The 20,548-nt window shown below is 43.2% G+C and carries 23 protein-coding genes; 10 read left to right on the top strand and 13 right to left on the bottom strand.

Features of this window, described 5'->3' with window-relative positions; all coding sequences use genetic code 11:
• Positions 1-17: 17 nt before the first annotated feature.
• Positions 18-1,550, bottom strand: a complete 1,533-nt coding sequence (locus tag ACJ7Z2_RS03625; RefSeq protein WP_409501102.1) for a YifB family Mg chelatase-like AAA ATPase — start codon at positions 1,548-1,550, stop codon at positions 18-20.
• A 131-nt stretch (positions 1,551-1,681) separates the two neighbouring features.
• Positions 1,682-2,017, bottom strand: a complete 336-nt coding sequence (locus ACJ7Z2_RS03620; RefSeq protein ID WP_409500809.1) for a hypothetical protein — start codon at positions 2,015-2,017, stop codon at positions 1,682-1,684.
• Positions 2,018-2,123: 106 nt separating this feature from the next.
• On the opposite strand from ACJ7Z2_RS03620, the gene ACJ7Z2_RS03615 reads away from it, so the two are divergent.
• Positions 2,124-3,305 carry an FAD-dependent oxidoreductase gene (locus tag ACJ7Z2_RS03615; protein ID WP_409500808.1) on the top strand — a complete coding sequence of 394 codons (1,182 nt, stop codon included), beginning with the start codon at positions 2,124-2,126 and terminating at the stop codon, positions 3,303-3,305.
• 42 nt (positions 3,306-3,347) lie between these two features.
• Here ACJ7Z2_RS03615 and ftsN read toward each other — a convergent pair whose 3' ends face one another.
• The 6 genes from ftsN to ACJ7Z2_RS03585 form a co-directional block, all read right to left on the bottom strand.
• On the bottom strand, positions 3,348-4,223 hold the full coding sequence (gene ftsN / locus ACJ7Z2_RS03610; protein ID WP_409500807.1) for a cell division protein FtsN: 876 nt from the start codon (positions 4,221-4,223) through the stop codon (positions 3,348-3,350).
• A 185-nt stretch (positions 4,224-4,408) separates the two neighbouring features.
• A complete protein-coding gene (locus ACJ7Z2_RS03605) occupies positions 4,409-5,161 on the bottom strand; it encodes a class I SAM-dependent methyltransferase (protein ID WP_409500806.1) in 753 nt (250 codons plus the stop codon).
• Positions 5,158-5,841, bottom strand: coding sequence for a M15 family metallopeptidase (locus ACJ7Z2_RS03600; protein WP_409501101.1), 684 nt, complete (start codon positions 5,839-5,841; stop codon positions 5,158-5,160). Before ACJ7Z2_RS03600 ends, ACJ7Z2_RS03605 begins: the two co-directional genes overlap by 4 nt.
• A 42-nt stretch (positions 5,842-5,883) precedes the next feature.
• A complete protein-coding gene (gene licT / locus ACJ7Z2_RS03595) occupies positions 5,884-6,723 on the bottom strand; it encodes a BglG family transcription antiterminator LicT (protein ID WP_409500805.1) in 840 nt (279 codons plus the stop codon).
• Between the two features lie 70 nt (positions 6,724-6,793).
• Positions 6,794-8,263, bottom strand: a complete 1,470-nt coding sequence (locus tag ACJ7Z2_RS03590; protein WP_195913501.1) for a glycoside hydrolase family 1 protein — start codon at positions 8,261-8,263, stop codon at positions 6,794-6,796.
• 122 nt (positions 8,264-8,385) lie between these two features.
• On the bottom strand, positions 8,386-10,263 hold the full coding sequence (locus ACJ7Z2_RS03585; protein ID WP_409500804.1) for a beta-glucoside-specific PTS transporter subunit IIABC: 1,878 nt from the start codon (positions 10,261-10,263) through the stop codon (positions 8,386-8,388).
• A 308-nt stretch (positions 10,264-10,571) separates the two neighbouring features.
• Between ACJ7Z2_RS03585 and dapD the strand changes: the two genes are divergently transcribed.
• From dapD to ACJ7Z2_RS03545, 8 genes are all read left to right on the top strand, one after another.
• Positions 10,572-11,396, top strand: a complete 825-nt coding sequence (gene dapD / locus ACJ7Z2_RS03580) for a 2,3,4,5-tetrahydropyridine-2,6-dicarboxylate N-succinyltransferase (RefSeq protein WP_409500803.1) — start codon at positions 10,572-10,574, stop codon at positions 11,394-11,396.
• A 59-nt stretch (positions 11,397-11,455) separates the two neighbouring features.
• On the top strand, positions 11,456-11,914 hold the full coding sequence (locus ACJ7Z2_RS03575; RefSeq protein WP_409500802.1) for an N-acetyltransferase family protein: 459 nt from the start codon (positions 11,456-11,458) through the stop codon (positions 11,912-11,914).
• A gap of 6 nt (positions 11,915-11,920) precedes the next feature.
• Positions 11,921-12,358, top strand: a complete 438-nt coding sequence (gene aroQ / locus ACJ7Z2_RS03570; protein WP_409500801.1) for a type II 3-dehydroquinate dehydratase — start codon at positions 11,921-11,923, stop codon at positions 12,356-12,358.
• Positions 12,359-12,367: 9 nt separating this feature from the next.
• Entirely contained in the window at positions 12,368-13,150 is a 783-nt protein-coding gene (locus ACJ7Z2_RS03565; RefSeq protein WP_409500800.1) for a glycosyltransferase family 32 protein, read from the top strand.
• A 252-nt stretch (positions 13,151-13,402) separates the two neighbouring features.
• Positions 13,403-13,870, top strand: coding sequence for an acetyl-CoA carboxylase biotin carboxyl carrier protein (gene accB, locus ACJ7Z2_RS03560; protein ID WP_006251482.1), 468 nt, complete (start codon positions 13,403-13,405; stop codon positions 13,868-13,870).
• 71 nt (positions 13,871-13,941) lie between these two features.
• Positions 13,942-15,285: an acetyl-CoA carboxylase biotin carboxylase subunit gene (gene accC / locus ACJ7Z2_RS03555; RefSeq protein ID WP_126301561.1), complete on the top strand. Its 1,344-nt coding sequence runs from the start codon at positions 13,942-13,944 to the stop codon at positions 15,283-15,285.
• A 148-nt stretch (positions 15,286-15,433) separates the two neighbouring features.
• Positions 15,434-16,630 (top strand): JmjC domain-containing protein, encoded by a 1,197-nt coding sequence (locus ACJ7Z2_RS03550; RefSeq protein WP_409500799.1) that lies wholly within the window; start codon positions 15,434-15,436, stop codon positions 16,628-16,630.
• Between the two features lie 92 nt (positions 16,631-16,722).
• A complete protein-coding gene (locus ACJ7Z2_RS03545; protein ID WP_409500798.1) occupies positions 16,723-17,055 on the top strand; it encodes a MazG nucleotide pyrophosphohydrolase domain-containing protein in 333 nt (110 codons plus the stop codon).
• 73 nt (positions 17,056-17,128) lie between these two features.
• Here ACJ7Z2_RS03545 and rplS read toward each other — a convergent pair whose 3' ends face one another.
• The 4 genes from rplS to rpsP are packed head-to-tail and all read right to left on the bottom strand — an operon-like array spanning position 17,129 to position 19,114.
• The gene (gene rplS / locus ACJ7Z2_RS03540) at positions 17,129-17,479 is read right to left on the bottom strand and encodes a 50S ribosomal protein L19 (RefSeq protein ID WP_006250172.1); all 351 of its coding nucleotides are present in this window, start codon (positions 17,477-17,479) and stop codon (positions 17,129-17,131) included.
• 26 nt (positions 17,480-17,505) lie between these two features.
• Entirely contained in the window at positions 17,506-18,261 is a 756-nt protein-coding gene (gene trmD, locus ACJ7Z2_RS03535) for a tRNA (guanosine(37)-N1)-methyltransferase TrmD (RefSeq protein WP_006250173.1), read from the bottom strand.
• 44 nt (positions 18,262-18,305) lie between these two features.
• Positions 18,306-18,833, bottom strand: a complete 528-nt coding sequence (gene rimM, locus ACJ7Z2_RS03530; RefSeq protein ID WP_126301557.1) for a ribosome maturation factor RimM — start codon at positions 18,831-18,833, stop codon at positions 18,306-18,308.
• Between the two features lie 32 nt (positions 18,834-18,865).
• A complete protein-coding gene (rpsP, locus tag ACJ7Z2_RS03525) occupies positions 18,866-19,114 on the bottom strand; it encodes a 30S ribosomal protein S16 (RefSeq protein ID WP_005599334.1) in 249 nt (82 codons plus the stop codon).
• 264 nt (positions 19,115-19,378) lie between these two features.
• Here rpsP and ACJ7Z2_RS03520 point away from each other — a divergent pair, with 264 nt between their 5' ends.
• Entirely contained in the window at positions 19,379-19,621 is a 243-nt protein-coding gene (locus ACJ7Z2_RS03520) for a PTS transporter subunit EIIB (RefSeq protein ID WP_409500797.1), read from the top strand.
• Positions 19,622-19,664: 43 nt separating this feature from the next.
• Here ACJ7Z2_RS03520 and ACJ7Z2_RS03515 read toward each other — a convergent pair whose 3' ends face one another.
• Positions 19,665-20,489: a MurR/RpiR family transcriptional regulator gene (locus ACJ7Z2_RS03515; RefSeq protein ID WP_409500796.1), complete on the bottom strand. Its 825-nt coding sequence runs from the start codon at positions 20,487-20,489 to the stop codon at positions 19,665-19,667.
• Positions 20,490-20,548: the final 59 nt, after the last annotated feature.

Here is a 20,548-nt window from a genome sequence, read left to right as displayed (position 1 = left end):
CTCAGCCGTGCTAGGTGTTAGGGCTCCCCCTGCAACCGTTGCAACAAGCGATCCATCGCCCGATAACCAAGTGCTTCCGCTAAATGCAGTTGCTGAATATTCGCCTCGCCGGCTAAATCGGCAATGGTGCGAGAAACTTTCAAAATACGGTGGTAGGCTCGTACCGATAAACCGAGCTTTGTCAATGCAGTTTCTAAAAACAGGGCATCTTGTGCCGATAATTGGCAATCTCGCTCAATTTCTCGGGTGGTGAGTTGCGAATTGATTTTACCTGCTCGCTCAAATTGCATTTTTCTGGCTAAAAACACCCGCTTGCGAACCTGCTCGGTGGTCTCTCCTCGATTCTCCGTCCCACTTTGTAATGCCCCTTGTGGCAAAAGCGGCACTTCAATGGAGAGATCGAAACGGTCTAAGAAAGGCCCGGAAAGGCGGTTTAAATACCGCATTATCTGTTGGGGCGAAGTGCGGTTATGCGTGCCTTGATAATGCCCTGTCGGGCTTGGGTTCATTGCAGCAATTAATTGAAAGCGTGCCGGAAATTGCACTTTAGCATTGGCTCGAGAAATTACAATTTCGCCTGCCTCTAACGGCTGGCGTAACGCATCAAGCACTTTACGTTCAAATTCGGGTAACTCATCTAAGAACAGCACACCGTTATGGGCAAGAGAAATTTCCCCCGGTTTCGGGATCGAACCTCCCCCCACCAATGCCACCATTGACGCACTGTGATGGGGTGAACGAAACGGGCGTTGTTTCCAGTTCTGAAAATTCAGTTCATTTTGCACAAGACTGGTCACCGAGGCGGTTTCAATCGCCTCTTCATCGGTCATTTCCGGCAGTAAATCCGCCAGTCGGCTTGCCAACATCGTTTTACCGGTTCCCGGTGGGCCAAGAAACAGCAAATTATGCTGCCCGGCAGCGGCAATCATCAAAGCTCGCTTGGCGTGTTGTTGCCCGATAATATCAGTAAGATCTCGGCTGACAAGCGGTCGAATTTCAGCAGAATTTTGCGAAATGTGCTGACAAATCGGCAGCTTATCCCGTTTGTTGAGCATATTTACAACGTCCAACAACGAGCTAGCAAAGTAGGTAGTGGCATTGGAAACAAGCGATGCCTCATTCGCATTTTGCTTGGCTAAGATCATCTGCCGTTTTGCTTTATCGGCAGAAATCACCGCCGGAATAGTGCCATGCACCCCTCGCAAATGCCCTGTCAGTGCCAGCTCGCCCAAAAACTCGAACTGCGTTAATAAATCAGAATCAATTTGCCCTGAGGCTGCCAGAATGCCTATCGCAATCGGCAAGTCAAAACGGCCGCCCTCTTTGGGTAAATCTGCCGGGGCAAGGTTAATCGTGATCCGCTGTGGTGGATAGATAAAATTGGCGTTCAGCAACGCACTCCGCACACGATCACCCGCCTCTTTCACGGTGGCTTCGGGCAAGCCAACAATGGTTAATTTCGGTTGCCCGTTGCTGATATGCACTTCAATCGTCACCAATGGGGCTTCAACGCCAATGGAGGCTCGGCTGTAAACAATCGCTAAGGTCATCATTTTTCGGTGTTAGAAATCAGTGTCGAGAGCATAAAAGGAAAATCGGGAGAGGGGTAGCAGGAATGTTCAATTTTTCGAGCGAGATCGCAAAAATAATAATGGGAGGCTAAAACCTCCCATCAAAAATCTTATTTCACAATTTCAACCGGCCCGTGGTCATCGCAGTGGTCGCCGTGTTGGTGGTGCAAACGCCCATTCACGATGTAGTCGATATGATCGCCGTGCGGCACTGCTTCGTGTCCGCAACCCTCACCGTGAACGTGGTCGCCGCAGCAATGAGCGGCATTACATTCTGCCGGGTTGGTTTCATTCACCTCTAAAACGTGTTCGTCATAGTGATCACCGTGTTTGTGGTGTAAATGCCCATCGTGTAAATAGTCGATGTGGTCGTTATGTTTAATAGCAGTATGACCACAGCCTTCGCCGTGTTCGTGATCGTGGTTTGCGTGAGTTTTGCAAGACATAAAATGCTCCTTAACGAAACGAATAAATCGGTTTTATCCTAATCTTAAATGGACTACAATTCAAGGCGTTTTAGCAGTATTTTGCCTAACCAAAAAGGAAGAAAAAATGAAAACTGAATTAGATATAATTGTCATTGGTGGCGGTATGATTGGGGCTGCGACTGCCCTAGGATTAGCAAAACAGGGGCTTCGTTTAGCTTTGTTGGAGAAAAACCCTCTGCCGACTTTTAATCCTGATTCAGGCTACGATTTGCGAATTTCCGCGATTAGTATGGGCTCAATTCAACTGCTAGAAAAATTAGGCGTATGGGAACAAATTTCTTCAATGAGAACCTGCCCTTATACCCAGCTCGAAACGTGGGAAATTGATGGTTTCAACACCCTTTTTTCAGCAACTGACTTAGGCTTGGAAAAGCTCGGCGATATGGTCGAAAACAACGTCCTCCAAATTGCGTTATGGGAGCAATTAAAGCAATATCCAAACTGCCTGCAAGCGGTCGGATTTGAGCAAATTTTTGCAAATAAAACCGGTGAATATTGGGAAGTAACGGTTGATGGCAACACCTTTGCAGCCCCACTTCTGATTGCCGCAGACGGTGCAAATTCGCAGGTTCGCCAATGGGCAGGCATTGGTTTAACTGCTTGGCAATATCGCCAACATTGTTTACTCGCCACCGTTACCACCGAAAAACCTGCTCCAAGCGGCACTTGGCAACAATTCTATTCAACCGGCCCTCGAGCCTTTTTACCGCTTTCCGGCAATCACGGTTGTGTTGTTTGGTACGACTCGCCACAAAAAATTGCCGAGCTAAAAACGCTTTCGGCAGAAAAGCTAAGGGTTGCGATTGAGCAACATTTCCCAAGCAGACTCAATGCAGAATTAGGTAAAATTCAGGTGCAGGCTTCAGGAGCTTTCCCGCTAACCCGCCAGCACGCTCAGCACTATGTGCAAAATGGGGTGGTGTTAGTTGGAGATGCGGCTCACACCATTAATCCGCTTGCCGGACAAGGTGTAAATTTAGGCTTTAAAGATGTAAAAACCTTGCTGGAAGTGTTTGAACAAGCGGTCAAAAAAGGCGAAAATTTTGCAAGTGAGCAGATGCTTAAGCGTTATGAGCAAAAACGCAAACCGGATAATTTACTGATGCAAACAGGAATGGACGTTTTTTATAAAGCGTTTAAGACTGATTTATTACCGCTCAAAATAGCCCGCAATATCGGTTTAGTTTTGGCAGATAAAGTGTCACCAATCAAAAAGCAAGCTTTGAAATATGCGATTGGGATATAAAAAAGAGAGCCTTCTCAGGCTCTCTTTTTATGTTAATTAACTTTACATCGCTACAATCACGCATTCCGCTACACTACGGGCATTCGATTGCGCTCTTGACGTTGCTGCTCTATCGCCAATTGGGCCGACAAAAACACGGTTCCAATCGGCACTGCTTGCGATACGGGCGTTAAAACCTGCCATTGCCAATCTTGCTTGCATATTTTCGGCTTGGGCTTTATTTTTAAATGCACCGCACTGTAACCCAAATTTACCCGCCTGATTTGCAGCTTTATCTGCCGGTGTTGCAACACTTGCTACAATTTTAGCCGGCTGCTCTTTTTTCGCTTTTTCTTCCGCTAACTTAGCTTGCTCAGCTTTTTTCTCTTCCTGCTGTTTTTTAAGCTCTGCTTGTCTGCGTTTCTCTTCCGCTTGCTTTTGTGCTAAAGCTTGCTCCTGTGCTTTTTTTGCTGCTAATTCTTCTTCCGTTAACGACTTAACTTCCTCTGTTTTCGGAGCCGATTCTGTAGCAGATACATCGGTCGCAGGCTTTTGTTGAGCTTGCTCAGCGGCTAAACGTGCTTCTTCTTGCTTGCGTCTTTCTTCAATTTGCTGCTTTTGTTCAGCTGTTAATTGTGCCAAACGTTCCTGTGAAGTTTGGCTATTATCGGTAATCACTGTACGGGTTTCTAAATCACGAATATAACTCCAAGTCTCTTCCGGTCGACTTGGTAATTCGCTTTTTGCTTGCGGATTACTTGGCTGTGTTGTAGTCGGCACTATTGGCGTAGGAGCACTTGATTTTAAAAACCATAAACCAATAGCGCATAATAAAATTAAACCAATAATCAGCATTAAAATCTTTTTGACATTACTCTCTTTTTGATTTTTTTTGCTTTTTTTCTCGTTTGAACGAGCAACATAATCACGTTGTGGCACGATAACCGCCTCTTATAAATTAGCTATAAATAATTTGTACCAACGCCTGCATTGGGTGCTTAGCTATACTTGCATTTCCAAAAGAACAAGCGAAAAGCAAATTTTACTGTAAAAATAACCGCTTGCCTATCAGATACGATCACTTTTCAAGTTAAAGTTTTGTAAAAACCGATCCTGATCCACCTTTAACCGTTTTTCAGGTGAGAAAGATAAACATCAAAACGATGATTTTTGGTGGTGTGTGAAAAATCAGGCTTTTGCTCCGCTAAAAACGGGGCATAGTCCGGGCGTTTAACGACTACGCGTTTTTTTGCCAATGCTTTTGCAGGTAAGAAAAAGCTGTCCGAATCCAAATCCGCCCCGACTAAATGTTGAAACACTCGCATTTCTTTTTTCACCAACGCACTTTTTTGTTTGTGCGGATACATCGGATCTAAATACACCACCTCAGCCATTTGGGATTGTGGATCTAACTGAGAAATGTCTCGAACATCGGCTAAGATCATTCTTTCTTGCATAAAACTGCCGATTTCCACATCTTGATAAGCTCGGTTTAAACCATCCTCCAACAAGGCAGCGACAATCGGATTGCGTTCCACTAACAGCACTTTACAACCAACCGCTGCTAATACAAAAGCATCTCGCCCTAAACCGGCTGTCGCATCAATCACAGTTGGCAAATAATCCCCTTTAATGCCGACCGCTTTCGCAACGGCTTCACCTCGCCCACCACCGAATTTACGCCGATGTGCCATCGTACCGTCCACAAAATTCACCGCAATCGCCCCGAGCTTGGGTTCGTCCAATTTGCGTAATTCCAGCCGTTCCTCCGTTAGCACTAAGGCTAACGGGCTGGATTTGTCTTCAACCAGCTGCCATTTGTCGCAAATTTGGCGGAATTTGTCGTGTTGTTGGGTTTCGTTAATTAATTGGATCATTTTAGTAATTCTTCAAAATGTTCAAGCAAGCATTCCTTACCCGCCACATCTTCATCTTGCCACGCAGCTTTTAAGATTTCATCGTTAAAGCATTGCTCATATTCATTTGAAATCGGGCGATAGCTAATATGCCACGGCTCAAAACCCACTCGAGAATGTTTGCCGTTAAACGGGAAATAAAAGCCAAATGTTTCCGCATTAGCGTGTAACCACTTGGTTAAGCCGGCAAAATAGCCACCATCTAAATATTCCCACGGCTCAAGCAGCAAAGGCGTATTTTCCGGCAATAAGTCAGGGTCAAAAATATCAATTTCCGTTCCCCAATGATGCCGACTCGCCCCCGGCACTGCAGACCATCGTAACATTGCTCTGCACTTTTCAAGATCCGATAATGCCGCCATATCAATCGCAACCCCATTATCATCGTGAACCTTACGCTCCCCCCTAAACTTCGCATTCCAAATCCCTTTTTGGCGTTCAAAATCACGAAAGGTACTGGCTGGCTGTAAATTAAAGCCGGCTTGTTTTGCTGCCTGCTGCAACGCCAAAAATGCCTCAACCACCTGAGGCTGAAGGTAATGTTTATCCGAAAGAGGATTCGGCAACGGCACTAAATGCTCACGTGTTTTACCAGTAAGCAAATTTGCAAATTTTTCCACAAAAATCACCGCTTGTATCAAAAAATAAAGCAGATTATAAATGAAATTTGCCAAATTCGCAGACTATTGATGAGAAACGACACGTTGAATATGAATCATTAAATAGAGTTGTTCATCTTCATTCAATGATTTTTGATAAGCAGAGGTGAGGTATTTATTGATTTTTTCCACGCATTGATAGGCCTTTGGATAAGCGATTTTGGTTTGTTGATAGAGAAAATCATCGCCTAATGCAGCACTGGTACTGACAAAAAAACGTTGGGCAAAATGTTGTAGATGGGTTAAAAAGCGGGCGTAATCATAGCTTTGCTCATCTAATTTCAAATTAAAATGATACCCCACCATATTCAAAATATCTTTAATCATTTGCGTAGCTCGATAGGTATCATTCATCGTTGAACCATCGGTGCGGGCATTAAAAATGTGCAGAGCGATAAAACCGGCTTCATCTTCTGCCATTTTTACCCCAAACATTTTTTCAATGAGTTCTAATGTATATAAGCCAATGGCAAATTCCTGCTTATATAGCCGTTGGATCTCAAACAGCAATCCGTTAGAAAGCGATTGCTGCTGTTTCACTCTTTCAACGGCGTGAAAGAGATGATCAGGCAGGCTGACAAAGATGCTGTTGGATAAGGTTGTGCCTAATTGTTGATTGGCAAAATTCACCACTCGATTAACTAACTGAAAATATTCTTGCGGAATTTCACTTAAAATTTCAGTTAAACGTGTGGCAAACAGGCTTTTATTTAGGCTAAATGTTTTCTCAACCGAGCTTTCATCGGCTAAATCCCCCACTTTCTTCCCAAACGCAATGCCCTTGCCAAGCACGACAAGTTCCGTCTGAAATTCATTTTCAGCTTGAATGGCATTGTTGTTGAAGATCTTGGTAATTTTTAGCATAGTATTCCCTATCCAAGCGGTCGAAATTCGCAAAAATTTTACGAAAAACAACCGCTTGTATCAATCGCAATTAAGCGAGATCGGCACCATTTGAGGCAATGACTTTTTTATACCAGAAGAAGGAGTCTTTACGCAGACGTTGGCGAGAGCCATTGCCATCATCGTCAATGTCCACAAAAATAAAGCCATAGCGTTTTGACATTTCAGAGGTTGACATGCTGACTAAGTCAATCGGCCCCCATTCCAAATACCCGAGTAAATCGACACCATCGCTGATCGCCTCTTGCATTTGTTCAATATGCGCTCGGAGGTAGTCAATGCGGTAGCTATCGTGAACTTTTCCGTCTTCTACTTTATCGTAAGCACCCAGTCCGTTTTCCACAATAAAGAGTGGTTTTTGATAGCGGTCGTACATTTCGTTTAGGGCAATGCGCAAACCGACAGGGTCAATTTGCCAGCCCCAGTCTGAGGCTTGCAGATATGGATTTTTGACGCCTTCAATTAAATTACCGCCCACTTTTTCGGCTTTATCATTGTGCTGAGTCACACATACCGACATATAGTAACTAAATGAGATGAAATCGACTGGATACTGCTTCAAAATCGCATCATCGCCCGCTTCTTTTTTAATATGCACATTATTTTCCGCCCAGTGGCGTAACATATATTTCGGGTATTCGCCACGTGCGTGTACATCGGTATAGAAGAGATTTTGTTGGTTTCCCCATTGTGCTTTACGCTGATCGATAGGATCGGCAGTCAGCGCATAATGTAGCATTCGAGCCAACATACAGCCCATTTTGCCGTCAGGAATGATGTCGTGCAGGGCTTTGGTCGCTAAACTGCTGGCGATAAATTGATGATGTAATGCTTGGTATTTGGCATTTTCGTGTTCGCTTTCAGGGAGACGATCTAACACGACGCCAGCACCGGTGTACGGGCTGTGCATCGTCACCATATTGATTTCATTGAAAGTAAGCCAATACTTCACTTTATCTTTGTAGCGTGTAAACACCGTTTCGGCATAACGTACAAAATGATCGACAGTTTCACGAGCCAAGAAACCGTTATATTTTTGAACTAAGCCCAACGGAATTTCATAATGGCAGAGTGTCACCATCGGTTGAATGCCGTGTTTGAGCAGTTCATCAAAAACACGATCATAAAAGGCTAATCCTTCTTCATTAGGTTGTTCATCATAACCATTCGGGAAAATTCTTGCCCAATGCAGGGAAATACGGAACATTTTGAAGCCCATTTCTGCAAGCAGTGCAATATCTTCTTTGTAAGTATGGTAGAAATCAATGCCGTCTCGTTTTGGGAAACGAGCTTGGAATTTGCCAGAAAGAATATCTTCAATACGTTGAGAAGAGACTTCAATTGAGGCGCTGTGGGCTCCTCGTTCCGCTTTCGGTACATAAGCAACCATATCGGCAGAAGATAGCCCTTTGCCTCCTTGATCGAACCCACCCTCAATTTGGTTCGCAGCGGTTGCCCCGCCCCATAAGAAATCTGTTGGAAATGGTTTTAAATGACGCATAATTTGCTCCTGTTTGTAAAATGTTATGAATTTTTCACCGTTTGTAGGGTGTTTAAATCAAAAGTTTCTTTCCAAGCGGTCAAATTTTGCCGATTTTTTGCAAAAGCCGACCGCTTACAGGCTTATGATTTGTTCAGTAATACTTTAAGCAACGGCTCACGTTGATAAATATGTGCTTCTTGAGAGGCAATCACATCTAAGTAATCGTCTGTATTTGCAATAATCACAGGGGTAATGGTGCTGTAGCCGGCAGCTTTAATGGCATCAAGATCAAAGGTTCCCAGAAGTTGTCCGGCTTGAATGCGTTCTCCATCTTTGACGAAAGACTCAAAATGTTTGCCGTTGAGTTGGACGGTATCCATTCCGATATGGATTAAAATCTCTAAGCCGTCATCGGATACAATGTTATAAGCGTGCTTGGTCGGAAAGACGGAGCTGATTGTGCCGTTTACAGGGGATAGCAGTTCACCTTTAGTTGGTTCGATGGCAACCCCTTTGCCTAATGCTTCGGAGGCAAACATTGGGTCTGCAATGCTATTTAGTTTATGCAATTTACCTTCCAATGGGCTAACCACATTAAATTTTTCCAGCGGAATAGTCGAAACCTGAGCGTTTTGTGGTTTTTCTGCTTTGGCGGTATCCGCTGTTTGCGGCAACATTGCATCACTATAACCGAATAAATAGGTCAAGATACCTGCGGTAATAAATGCCACCACCATTCCTACCGTGTACATTACAATGTTTGATCCCTCACCGATAATCACCGGATAGAGCAGTAAGCCTGAGAAGCCGAAAGCAAACATTTTTGTGCCTCCCCAACCAATCACGGCTCCGCCGACAGCTCCACCTAAAACACCACATACAAACGGTTTTTTAAAACGTAAGGTAATACCATAAATCAACGGCTCGGTAATGCCCAATACACCGCTAAATGTGGTTGAACCAGCAAGGGATTTAATGCCTTTATTGCGTGATTTGAGGAATACGGCAAATGTTGCACCGGCTTGCCCTAATACTGCGGCGGCAGTGAGTGGGCCGATTAAATCGAAACCGACAACGGCCATATTGTTAATCATAATCGGGACAATACTCCAATGAATACCGAAGATGACCAACACTTGCCATAATGCCCCGACCACAAGCCCTGTTGCAATCGGGCTGGCTTCATATAGCCAAGCTAATACCGCAGCAATGCCGTGTCCGATAGCGCCACCGATAGGGCCGATCACGGCTAAGGTTAATGGCACAACAACAAGGAGGGTACAGGCAGGTGCGAAGAAATTGCGGACTGCTTCGTGCCAGAGATTTTCAAAAAAACGTTGAATATAAGATTGAGCCCACACCGCAATCAAAATAGGAATGACGCTATAAGTGTACGTCATTGTTGCTAATTCAAACCCTAAAAAGTCTAGTGGCTTACCGCTTGAGCTAACTTCAACAATACTTGGGTAAACTAACGCTGTTGCAACGGCAACTGCAATATAAGGGCTGGCTTTTACCTTAGCGGCACAAGTAATGGCGAGCAAAATAGGTAAGAAGTAGAAGGTTGAACTGGCAGCGGCATCAAGCACGGTAAATGTACCTGATGTTGGATCTAATAATCCTGAAACTTGTAAAATCGCAATTAAGCCTTTTAAGATACCGGCGCCTGCCATTACACCGATAAGTGGGGTAAAGGAACCCGCAAGAAAATCAATGCCCCGATTAAGGAGTGAGGGCTTAGGCAACTCATCGGTGTCGCTAGCTTGAATATTGGCGATATTCATTATTTCCGCATAGACTTTTGGCACATTATTGCCAATTACGATTTGAAATTGTCCACCGCTTTCGACCACACTAATCACACCGGCGGTTTGCTCTAAGTGAGCTTTATCCGCTTTTTCCCGATCTTTTAATATAAAGCGTAAACGGGTTGCACAGTGTACCAACGAATGGATATTTTGCTCTCCCCCAACCAAGCGGAGAATGTCTTGCGCAAGTTTACTAAAATCTTTAGCCATAATGCGGTCCTCTTGAAATAAGACAATAAAAAAAGCCTAAGCAAGATAAAACACTGAATTAGTTTCAATACTTTATCTTGCTTAGGCTTGCCGAATTAACGTAACACCCTAAGTGTTTCAACGTTTGCAAATTTATCGGAAAAAATAACCGCTTGCAAAAGGGAATGTTTGAATTTGTGATCTTGTTCACATTTTAAAATTTGCCTTTTTACCCATAATTTCATCTTTTTCTATGGAAATATACGCCTTTCTATGTTAAAAAGTGAGCCGAATTTTCTGTTTTAATTTATGTATTAAGGAACACAACAATGTCTTTACAAGCAATTATTGAAGCGGCATTTGAACGCCGTGCGGAAATTACCCCGAAAAGCGTAGACGCCGAAACCAAAGCGGCAGTAGAAGAGGTGATCGCAGGTCTGGATAACGGTTCACTGCGTGTTGCCGAGAAAAAAGAGGGCGAATGGGTCGTAAATCAATGGGTGAAAAAAGCCGTATTGCTTTCATTCCGTATCGCAGACAACCAAATCATCGACGGTGCAGAAACCAAATTCTACGACAAAGTGCCGACCAAATACGGTAACTACACCGAAGAGCAGTTCAAGGCAGACGGCATCCGTGCTGTGCCGGGTGCGGTGGTGCGTAAAGGTTCACACATCGAGAAAAACGTGGTGTTAATGCCATCTTTCGTGAACATCGGTGCATACGTTGGCGAAGGCACAATGGTGGACACTTGGGTAACAGTGGGTTCTTGTGCGCAAATCGGTAAAAATGTTCACCTTTCAGGCGGCGTGGGTATCGGTGGTGTGTTAGAGCCATTACAAGCAAACCCGACCATCATCGGCGATAACTGCTTTATCGGCGCTCGTTCTGAAATCGTAGAAGGCGTGATTGTCGAAGATAACTGCGTGATCTCAATGGGCGTGTTTATCGGTCAATCTACCAAAATTTACGACCGTGAAACCGGTGAAGTGCATTACGGCCGTGTGCCGGCAGGCTCTGTTGTGGTTTCAGGCTCGCTTCCATCAAAAGATGGTTCACACAACCTCTACTGTGCGGTGATTGTGAAAAAAGTGGATGAGAAAACCTTAAGCAAAGTGGGCTTAAACGACTTATTACGTTCTATTGACGAATAATTAAAACCTCCCTCGCTTTGCAAAAGTGAGGGATTTTTTTACCGCTTGTAAGGAATTTTATGGCATTTACAATCCGCAAAATGGTCGAACAAGATACCCACCAAGTGTTCCCACTGATGCAAAAACTGGCTGTGTTTGAGCACTATATCGATTCTTTTGCGATCACTCCTGAAGTTGTAATAGAATCAGGCTTCCGCAAAAACCCACCCGATTTTTACTGCTTAGTGGCTGAAAATGCGTCTAACATTATCGGCATTTTGGTTTATTATTTTCTCCCTTACACTGCCCAAAATCGCCCCGCTATTTATATGAAAGAGCTTTATGTTGATGAAACTGCTCGGAACCAGAAAGTAGGAGAGGCGTTAATGCAAGCCTTGAAAAATGAGGCGAAGGCACATCATTGCAAGACGATAAAATGGACGGTTGCTCCTTGGAATGACGGCGGTATTCGTTTTTATCAACGCTTGGGGGCGAAAGAAAACCGTGAATGGCTTAATTATGAATTACAAGTTGAATAAGTAAATATGAAAAAAATCCTTCTTCTTAATGGCCCGAATTTAAATATGTTAGGCAAACGTGAGCCGCAAATTTACGGTTCGCAAACTTTAGCGGATATTGAAAACCACTTAAAAAAATTGGCTGCGGATCAAGGCGTTGAGCTGGAGAGCTTTCAAGCCAACGGTGAAGAGCCGATTATCAACCGCATTCACCAAGCCTTTCAGCATACCGATTTTATTATTATTAACCCCGGGGCATTCACTCACACCAGCGTAGCAATTCGTGATGCGTTATTGAGTGTGTCGATTCCGTTTGTTGAGGTGCACTTGTCTAACGTTCATAGCCGTGAACCTTTTCGCCATCACTCCTATCTAAGTGATATTGCAAAAGGCGTTATTTGCGGTTTAGGGGCAAAAGGCTATGAATATGCGTTGGATTTTGCAATTTCACACTTAAAAGCATAAGGCAATAAAATGGCTGTTAAAAATGAACAATTTATTGTGATCTGTAACGGAGTTTTCCGTTTATTGGGTAATATCGTCAAAATATTGAGTTATCCGTTTCACGCCCTGTTTCCGAAAAAACGTTTCACTATTCCCGAATATAGCCCGGCAAAAATCCAATCAAGCACTCCGAGCAAAATTACCAAAACCATTTGGCAAACGAATTATTCCAACAAAGTGACCTTGCCAATGTATGCGAATTATCTGTTCAATCGCTTGATGTCATTGAGCTACGATTATCGCTACGTTAGCACGGAAGAGCGTGAGGCATACATCAAAGCCAATGCCGATGAACGCGCCTTTAATGCCTATAGCAAATTAACCGATGGTGCGGCACAAGCGGATTTTTGGCGAATTTTTACCTTGCTCAGAGAAGGTGGTATTTATATTGATATTGATGGGCATTTGGTTTACCCGCTCTCTCAAATTATTGGCGAGAATGATAGTGAAGTTTTAATCAAGCGTCGCGACAAATATACTAATTTTTTCCTTGCCGCTGAAAAAGGGAATTGGATTCTAAAAGACACACTTGAGCTAATTATCAGCAATATTGAGAACCGCCGAATTGAAGGTGGAGTGTTTGTTATGACCGGTCCTGACACCTTAAATAACGCCATTGGTGATAAAGAAGTGAATTTCCGCCGAGACAAAGTAACTTGTGCTCAAGGTACTTTTACCAACGAATATTTTCAGTATATCGACAAGCCCGGTAGCAAGTGGAATTACAAGAAAAATGAAGATTTATTGAAATAGTCTGACAAGCGGTCGTTTTTTGCAAAAAATTAGCAATTTTCGACCACTTACAAGTCTCCATTCTTCGCTAACCCCAACTGGTACGATGAATGCCAAAATCGTCCATTTTCGCCAAAATTATCAGATTTTATTCGCAAAATTAGCGAAATTCAGGTATTCTACGCCCAGCATTTTTTAACTCTACATTTGAATTTATACCCCAAATGTGGAGTTCTCTTTTTTATTTTATTTAATCACATACGGAATCTTATTATGGATATTCGCAAAATCAAAAAACTTATTGAATTAGTTGAAGAATCTGGCATTACCGAGTTAGAAGTGTCTGAAGAAGAAGGTACAGTGCGTATTAGCCGTGCTGCTCCAGCTGTTGCACCAGCTGCAGTTCAATATGCAGCAGCTCCTGTTGTTGCACCAGCGGCACCTCAAGTAGCTTCGACAGCACCTGTTGCAGCTCCGGCTGAAGCACCAAAAGCCGCAGAAACGAGTGGCCACGCAGTGCTTTCACCAATGGTGGGGACTTTCTACCGTAGCCCAAGCCCAGATGCAAAACCGTTCGTTGAAGTGGGGCAAACCGTGAAAATCGGTGATGCGTTATGTATTGTAGAAGCAATGAAAATGATGAACCGTATCGAGTCAGACAAAGCCGGTGTGGTAAAAGAAATTTTAGTTAATGATGGCGAACCGGTAGAATTCGACCAAAAATTATTCATCATTGAATAATCTCTTCCTTAAATTTTCAAACGGGCGTGTGCAACACGCCCTACATTTTCTAAAACACAAGGAACTTCCCTATGTTAGAAAAAGTTGTTATCGCAAACCGTGGCGAAATTGCTCTGCGTATTTTGCGTGCCTGTAAAGAATTAGGCATTAAAACGGTTGCCGTGCATTCAACCGCCGACCGTGAATTAAAACACGTTAAATTAGCCGATGAAACCATTTGTATCGGTCCTGCTCCATCGGTAAAAAGCTATTTAAATATCCCGATGATTATTGCCGCTGCCGAAGTAACGAATGCCGATGCTATTCACCCAGGCTACGGTTTCTTATCTGAAAACGCAAACTTTGCCGAACAAGTTGAGAAATCAGGCTTCATCTTTATTGGTCCAACGGCTGATGTGATTCGCTTAATGGGCGATAAAGTGTCTGCTATCAATGCAATGAAAAAAGCCGGCGTGCCTTGCGTACCGGGTTCTGACGGTCCGGTCGGTAACGATCCGAAGAAAAATAAAGAAATCGCTAAACGTATCGGCTACCCGGTGATCATCAAAGCATCAGGCGGCGGTGGAGGTCGTGGTATGCGTGTAGTTCATCACGAGAAAGATTTGGAAGAATCTATCGCAATGACGAAAGCCGAAGCGAAAGCGGCATTTAATAACGATATGGTGTATATGGAGAAATATTTAGAAAATCCACGCCATATTGAAATCCAAGTACTTGCCGATACTCACGGTAATGCGGTTTATTTAGCAGAGCGTGATTGCTCAATGCAACGTCGCCACCAAAAAGTGGTGGAAGAAGCACCTGCTCCGGGTATTACACCTGAATTGCGTCAATTTATCGGGGAGCGTTGTGCCAATGCCTGCCGTGAAATTGGCTACCGTGGTGCAGGTACTTTTGAGTTCTTATATGAAAACGGCGAGTTCTACTTCATTGAAATGAACACCCGCTTACAGGTAGAACACCCTGTAACCGAAATGATTACCGGTGTGGACTTGGTAAAAGAGCAACTGCGTGTGGCAGCTGGCTTACCACTTTCGATCACACAAGATGATATTAAAGTGAAAGGTCACGCCATTGAGTGCCGTATCAACGCAGAAGATCCAAATACCTTCTTGCCATCACCGGGTAAAATTACCCGTTTACACGTTCCGGGTGGTTTAGGTGTGCGTTGGGATTCACATATTTACTCTGGCTATAGCGTACCGCCACATTACGATTCGATGATTGGTAAATTGATTACCTTTGCAGAAGATCGTGATATTGCGATTCGCCGGATGGAAAATGCCCTTTCCGAAACCATTGTAGAAGGTATTAAAACCAATATTCCTTTACATACTCAAATTCTTGCGGATAAAGAATTCCGCAAAGGTGGCACAAATATCCACTATCTCGAGAAAAAACTCGGCTTAAAATAAATTTCAAAGGCGGACAATGTTCGCCTTTTTCATTATTTCCCTTTCAAAATGTGAATGATGTCGCTAAATCATAAAAAATTTCCCGCTTTTCCTGATTTCTCGGGTAGAATATCAACAAACCTAGAGATGCACGTTGCAAGGAGCTTTTATGAACATTCCATTCTGCTTACCTGAAAATATCAGCCCTGAAACCTTTTTGCGAGAATATTGGCAAAAACGACCGCTATTAATCCGTAACGGCTTACCTCAAATTGTCGGATTATTTGAGCCGGAAGATATTTTAGAACTGGCATTAGAGGAAGAAGTCACTGCACGTCTTATTCAATGCAAAGACGAGAAATGGTCTGTTAAATCCAGCCCGCTTGTTGAGGAAGATTTGGAAGAGTTACCTGCACAATGGTCTGTAATGGTGCAAAACCTCGAGCAATGGTCGCCTGAGCTAGGCGAGCTTTGGCAGGCTTTTGGTTTTATCCCGCAATGGCAACGTGATGACATTATGGTTTCTTGCTCACCGCTCAACGGCACTGTCGGCAAACATTATGATGAGTACGATGTGTTCTTGGTGCAAGGCTACGGGCAACGCCGCTGGCAATTAGGCAAATGGTGTGACCCAAGCACCGAATTCAAACCAAACCAACCGATCCGCATTTTTGATGATATGGGCGAACTGGTTATGGACGAGGTAATGAACCCGGGTGATGTGCTTTATGTACCGTCTCGAATGGCTCACTATGGTGTTTCCGAAAGCGAGCAAGGCTTAACTTTCTCTTTTGGTTTACGTTATCCAAATGCGACCGATTTACTGGAAAATCTATGCAAAACCATCGAACAACAAGCCGACAACATTAATTCATCGGAATTTCATCTTCCGTTCCGCTTAACGCCGAATGAACAGCCGAATGCGTTGCTTGATCCGAAAATGGTGAAAATGTTTAAACATCAGTTAATCGACTTGCTCCAAAATTCCGAACAGTTCGATGAGTTACTCACTCACAGTGTTGCCACTGCAGCAAGTAGCCGCCGTTATGAATTATTGCAAACTGACAATGAATATTACCCTGACGAAGTGCAAGAAATTCTCGAAGCCGGCGGCTGGTTACAGCAAGATGCAAATGTAAAAATCCTCTACACCGAGAACCCTCAACGGGTTTATGTGAATGGCGAGTGGATTGATGAGTTAAACGAAGCCGAAATGGCATTACTGATTCGTATCGCCAATGGAGATTCGATTTCGTGGAACAAACTTGCCTCCAAAGTGCAAGACCAAGCGGAGCTGGAGCTAATGCTAGACACCATTTGCGACTGGCTGGATAGTGGCTGGATTATTCTCTCTGAAGCAGAGTAACCCTCCTAGGGGCAAATCATTATTTGCCCTGATACATTTTCTTATAAAAGGGCGAAAAATTTTTCGCCCCTACTTTTTGAATCAAAAATAAAATGCAAATTGAACAATATCAACAATGGGTTCGTCAGTTTTACCAACAACAAGGTTGGTATGAACGAAGCCCTTTTATGCGGGTGACTTATCTGACAGAAGAAATCGGCGAAGTAGCTTGTGCGGTAAGAGCGATTGAAATCGGACGTGAACGACCGGACGAAACCGAAGCCTCACAACAGCAAAAGCGAGACAACTTAATTGAAGAGTTAGGCGATGTGATGGATAATATCTTTGTGCTGGCCGATAAATACGACATTTCGATGACAGAAGTGCTTGAACGCCATCAAGCCAAATTTGAGAAACGTTATTTGCAAAAAAATATAGAAAAATAACCGCTTGTAAGTACAAAAAGCAAAAGCCTTGAGTTTCCTCAAGGCTTTTGTGCATTTCACTGCTTTGTAACAATTAGTCGCCAAGACGCTCTTTGATACGTGCAGATTTACCAGAACGCTCACGTAAGTAGTAAAGTTTAGCTTTACGTACCGCACCTTTACGTTTAACAGAAATGCTGTCAATTACAGGTGAGTGAGTTTGGAATACACGCTCAACGCCTACGCCGTTTGAAACTTTACGTAGAGTGAATGCAGAGTGCAAGCCACGGTTACGAATTGCAATAACCACGCCTTCGAACGCTTGCAAACGTTTTTTACTACCTTCTACTACCCATACCTTAACTTCTAATGTGTCACCCGGACGGAAGCTAGGTAAGTCTTGTTTTAACTGTTCTTGTTCAAGTTGTTTGATGATGTTACTCATTTTGAAAACCTTCTATAATCCTAGAATTAACTGATTTTGTGCTGTTTTTTAATTTTAGCTAACAACACACGCTGTTCGTCAGTCAGAGCTAGGCTATCCAATAGCTCAGGGCGTCTTAACCACGTTCGTTCCAGCGATTGTTCCAACCGCCATTTACGAATTTGTTCATGGTGTCCAGACATCAGCACTTCCGGAACAGGCATACCGTCTAATACTTCAGGGCGGGTATAATGTGGGCAATCTAATAAACCCTCTGCGAAAGAATCCTCCAACGCTGAAGCCTGTTTGCCTAATACCCCGGGAACAAACCTTGCAACCGCATCAATTAATGTCATTGCAGGTAATTCTCCCCCTGTAAGAACGTAATCACCGATTGACCATTCTTCATCAACTTCTGTTTGAATCAATCTTTCATCAACCCCTTCATATCGTCCACAGATTAAAATCAGTTTCTGATTTGAAGCCAGTGTTTGCACACCGTTTTGATCGAGTTTACGTCCTTGCGGCGAAAGATAAATCACTTTAGCTTCACCGCCTTCTACTGCTAATGCCGCCTTTTTCGCTGCGTGAATCGCATCACGCAAAGGTTGCACCATCATCAACATTCCCGGACCACCGCCATAAGGGCGATCATCTACGGTTTTATGTTTATCGAATGTAAAATCACGAGGATTCCAACACTCGACTTGCAGCAGATTTTGTTTAACTGCACGTCCTGTCACCCCGAAATCGGTAATTGCTTTAAACATTTCAGGGAACAGTGAAATAATACCAATCCACATTTTAACGCCTTAAATGTTTTCCAAAGCTCACCGCATACCTGAGGTTAGAAACCAGCGTCCCACTCCACCGTAATGGTTTTGGTGGCGAGATCTACTCTTTTAACTACTTGTTCATACAAAAACGGAATTAATCGTTCTTGTTTACCGAAAGCATCTTTGCCGTTATTACGCACCACTAACACATCATTTGAACCTGTTTCCATCATTTCGGCAACTGTTCCCATTGTGTAGCCTTCTAAGTTTACTACTGAACAACCGATTAAATCGTGCCAATAGTAATCTCCCTCTTCCAATTCAGGAAACACAGCTAAATCCACGCCGATTTCAGCATTGGTTAATAACTGTGCGGCTTCACGGTCTTCCGTGCCTTTTAATTTCACAATCAAATCATTGCTGTGATAACGCCAACTTTCTAATTCGACCGGCTGCCACTGACCTTTAATTTTTAAAAACCACGGCTGATAGTCGAAAATGCTCTCAGTTTGTTCTGTCGATGAATAGAGACGTAACCAACCACGGATACCATAGGTTGAACCTAATTTTCCGACAACTTCGATCTTTTGTTCGCTCATACTCACCTACTTATTTAATTTTGGCTTAAAAATTAAGCTGCTTTGCGAGCTTCTTTTACTAAAGAAGCAACACGGTCTGATAAATCAGCACCTTTAGCAACCCAAGCATCTACTTTAGCCACATCTAAGCGTAAACGCTCAGCTTGACCTGCTGCTAATGGATTGAAGAAACCGATACGCTCGATAAAGCGACCATCACGAGGTGAACGGCTGTCCGCTACCACGATTTGGTAAAATGGGCGTTTTTTAGCTCCGCCACGAGTTAAACGAATGGTTACCATAACCTTTCCTCTAAATGTTGATAGTAAAAAATAAACCCTCGTTCGAGGTGAGGGTAACGAACTTGTTTCAAAAGAGAAAACAAGCGGTCAAATTATACAGATTTTTTGCGAAAAGACAAGGGAGATTCATTGATGTGACTCTTTTAAAGAAAGATACATTTAGCGTTTTTTTATACAAATTACTAATAAAAATTGTTCTAACCATCAGAAAATGTTTAAAATATCATAATAAGAGTTTTAAATATAAATAGGTATGGAGGAAATATGTCTGAGAAATCGGTCATTCTAGAAATTATTAATGCTTTAGGAAACAAAGAGAATATCAAGCAAGTTGAAGCTTGTTTAACTCGTTTACGCGTGGTGTTACACAATAACAGTTTATTGAAGAAGTCGGCATTGAAAAAACTCGGTGCTGTTGATGTCATTAAAGTCGGTAATACGCAACAAATTATTTTTGGTGCAAAAGCCGGGCAGTATCGTGATGAAATTAACGCTTTAATCGGCTAATAAGCAAAGACCTGCATTTACGCAGGTCTTTCACTTTCTTAATCTAGGCTTTTTTCAACGCCAGTGAAACGGCAATCGTTTGTGCAAGCGTCATTGTAGCACACTGGGATCGAAAACCACTCACCTGTGCTTCCTTAATAATAAACGACACATCGCTAAATGAAAGGAGCGGGCTAAGTTGGCTATCGGTGATCGCAATGTGTTTTACCCCCGGTCTGGCAGTTGCTGTCACCACATTGAGCGTTTCATTTGCGTAAGGTGAAAAGCTCACCGCAATCACCGCATCACCTTCACGAATTCGGCTTAATTGCTCGTCAAACATACCGCCGCAACCATCAATCATAAAAACATCATAATCCAAATGGTGCAAAGCATAATTTAGGTAGTTTGCAATGCTGAATGAGCGTTTTAAACCCACAATAAAAATGCGTTTAGCATTGTGTAAAATATCCACCATTTGTGCTAACTGCTCTTCGCTGATTTGTGTCGATAACTGTTGCAGTGCCTGCGTATTACCCTGTACGAACACATCTAAAATATGATTGAGCTCACTGTTTTGCTCATCAAGCGGTTCAATTTGACGAAAAAGTTGCACACGTTCGGTGTAACGTGATGTGCCTTCCATCATATCTTGGCGATAAAGCTGTTTAATTTCATTAAAACCACTAAATCCAAACGCATTGGCAAAACGGATTAAGGTGGAAGGCGGAACACCTGCACGTTCGGCAATGGTAGAAACCGTATCAAACACCACGCTGTTGCCATTATCCAGCACATACTGTGCCACTTGTTTTAAACGTTTACTTAGTCCGTCATACTCTTTTCGGATTTGTTCTTGAAAATGTGCTAATTGAGTAGGTCCATTCATTTCAAATTATCTCTGCTTGAATTTTTTATTTCATTATACGCTTTTCTTGTTTACAAGCG

Origin of the sequence: Mannheimia glucosida (assembly GCF_046267875.1) — a bacterium.
Classification (GTDB): Bacteria; Pseudomonadota; Gammaproteobacteria; order Enterobacterales; family Pasteurellaceae; genus Mannheimia; species Mannheimia glucosida.
The sequence above is the reverse complement of the archived record's forward strand: the minus strand, read 5'-3'. Positions and strand labels throughout refer to the sequence as shown.

Bases quoted from the DNA above. Each gene is read 5' to 3' on its own strand.
- ACJ7Z2_RS03625 (WP_409501102.1), bottom strand. From the start codon at position 1,550: ATGACCTTAGCGATTGTTTACAGCCGAGCCTCCATTGGCGTTGAAGCC.
- ACJ7Z2_RS03620 (WP_409500809.1), bottom strand. From the start codon at position 2,017: ATGTCTTGCAAAACTCACGCAAACCACGATCACGAACACGGCGAAGGC.
- ACJ7Z2_RS03615 (WP_409500808.1), top strand. From the start codon at position 2,124: ATGAAAACTGAATTAGATATAATTGTCATTGGTGGCGGTATGATTGGG.
- ACJ7Z2_RS03605 (WP_409500806.1), bottom strand. From the start codon at position 5,161: ATGATCCAATTAATTAACGAAACCCAACAACACGACAAATTCCGCCAA.
- licT (WP_409500805.1), bottom strand. From the start codon at position 6,723: ATGCTAAAAATTACCAAGATCTTCAACAACAATGCCATTCAAGCTGAA.
- ACJ7Z2_RS03590 (WP_195913501.1), bottom strand. From the start codon at position 8,263: ATGCGTCATTTAAAACCATTTCCAACAGATTTCTTATGGGGCGGGGCA.
- ACJ7Z2_RS03585 (WP_409500804.1), bottom strand. From the start codon at position 10,263: ATGGCTAAAGATTTTAGTAAACTTGCGCAAGACATTCTCCGCTTGGTT.
- dapD (WP_409500803.1), top strand. From the start codon at position 10,572: ATGTCTTTACAAGCAATTATTGAAGCGGCATTTGAACGCCGTGCGGAA.
- ACJ7Z2_RS03575 (WP_409500802.1), top strand. From the start codon at position 11,456: ATGGCATTTACAATCCGCAAAATGGTCGAACAAGATACCCACCAAGTG.
- aroQ (WP_409500801.1), top strand. From the start codon at position 11,921: ATGAAAAAAATCCTTCTTCTTAATGGCCCGAATTTAAATATGTTAGGC.
- ACJ7Z2_RS03565 (WP_409500800.1), top strand. From the start codon at position 12,368: ATGGCTGTTAAAAATGAACAATTTATTGTGATCTGTAACGGAGTTTTC.
- accB (WP_006251482.1), top strand. From the start codon at position 13,403: ATGGATATTCGCAAAATCAAAAAACTTATTGAATTAGTTGAAGAATCT.
- accC (WP_126301561.1), top strand. From the start codon at position 13,942: ATGTTAGAAAAAGTTGTTATCGCAAACCGTGGCGAAATTGCTCTGCGT.
- ACJ7Z2_RS03550 (WP_409500799.1), top strand. From the start codon at position 15,434: ATGAACATTCCATTCTGCTTACCTGAAAATATCAGCCCTGAAACCTTT.
- ACJ7Z2_RS03545 (WP_409500798.1), top strand. From the start codon at position 16,723: ATGCAAATTGAACAATATCAACAATGGGTTCGTCAGTTTTACCAACAA.
- rplS (WP_006250172.1), bottom strand. From the start codon at position 17,479: ATGAGTAACATCATCAAACAACTTGAACAAGAACAGTTAAAACAAGAC.
- trmD (WP_006250173.1), bottom strand. From the start codon at position 18,261: ATGTGGATTGGTATTATTTCACTGTTCCCTGAAATGTTTAAAGCAATT.
- rimM (WP_126301557.1), bottom strand. From the start codon at position 18,833: ATGAGCGAACAAAAGATCGAAGTTGTCGGAAAATTAGGTTCAACCTAT.
- rpsP (WP_005599334.1), bottom strand. From the start codon at position 19,114: ATGGTAACCATTCGTTTAACTCGTGGCGGAGCTAAAAAACGCCCATTT.
- ACJ7Z2_RS03520 (WP_409500797.1), top strand. From the start codon at position 19,379: ATGTCTGAGAAATCGGTCATTCTAGAAATTATTAATGCTTTAGGAAAC.
- ACJ7Z2_RS03515 (WP_409500796.1), bottom strand. From the start codon at position 20,489: ATGAATGGACCTACTCAATTAGCACATTTTCAAGAACAAATCCGAAAA.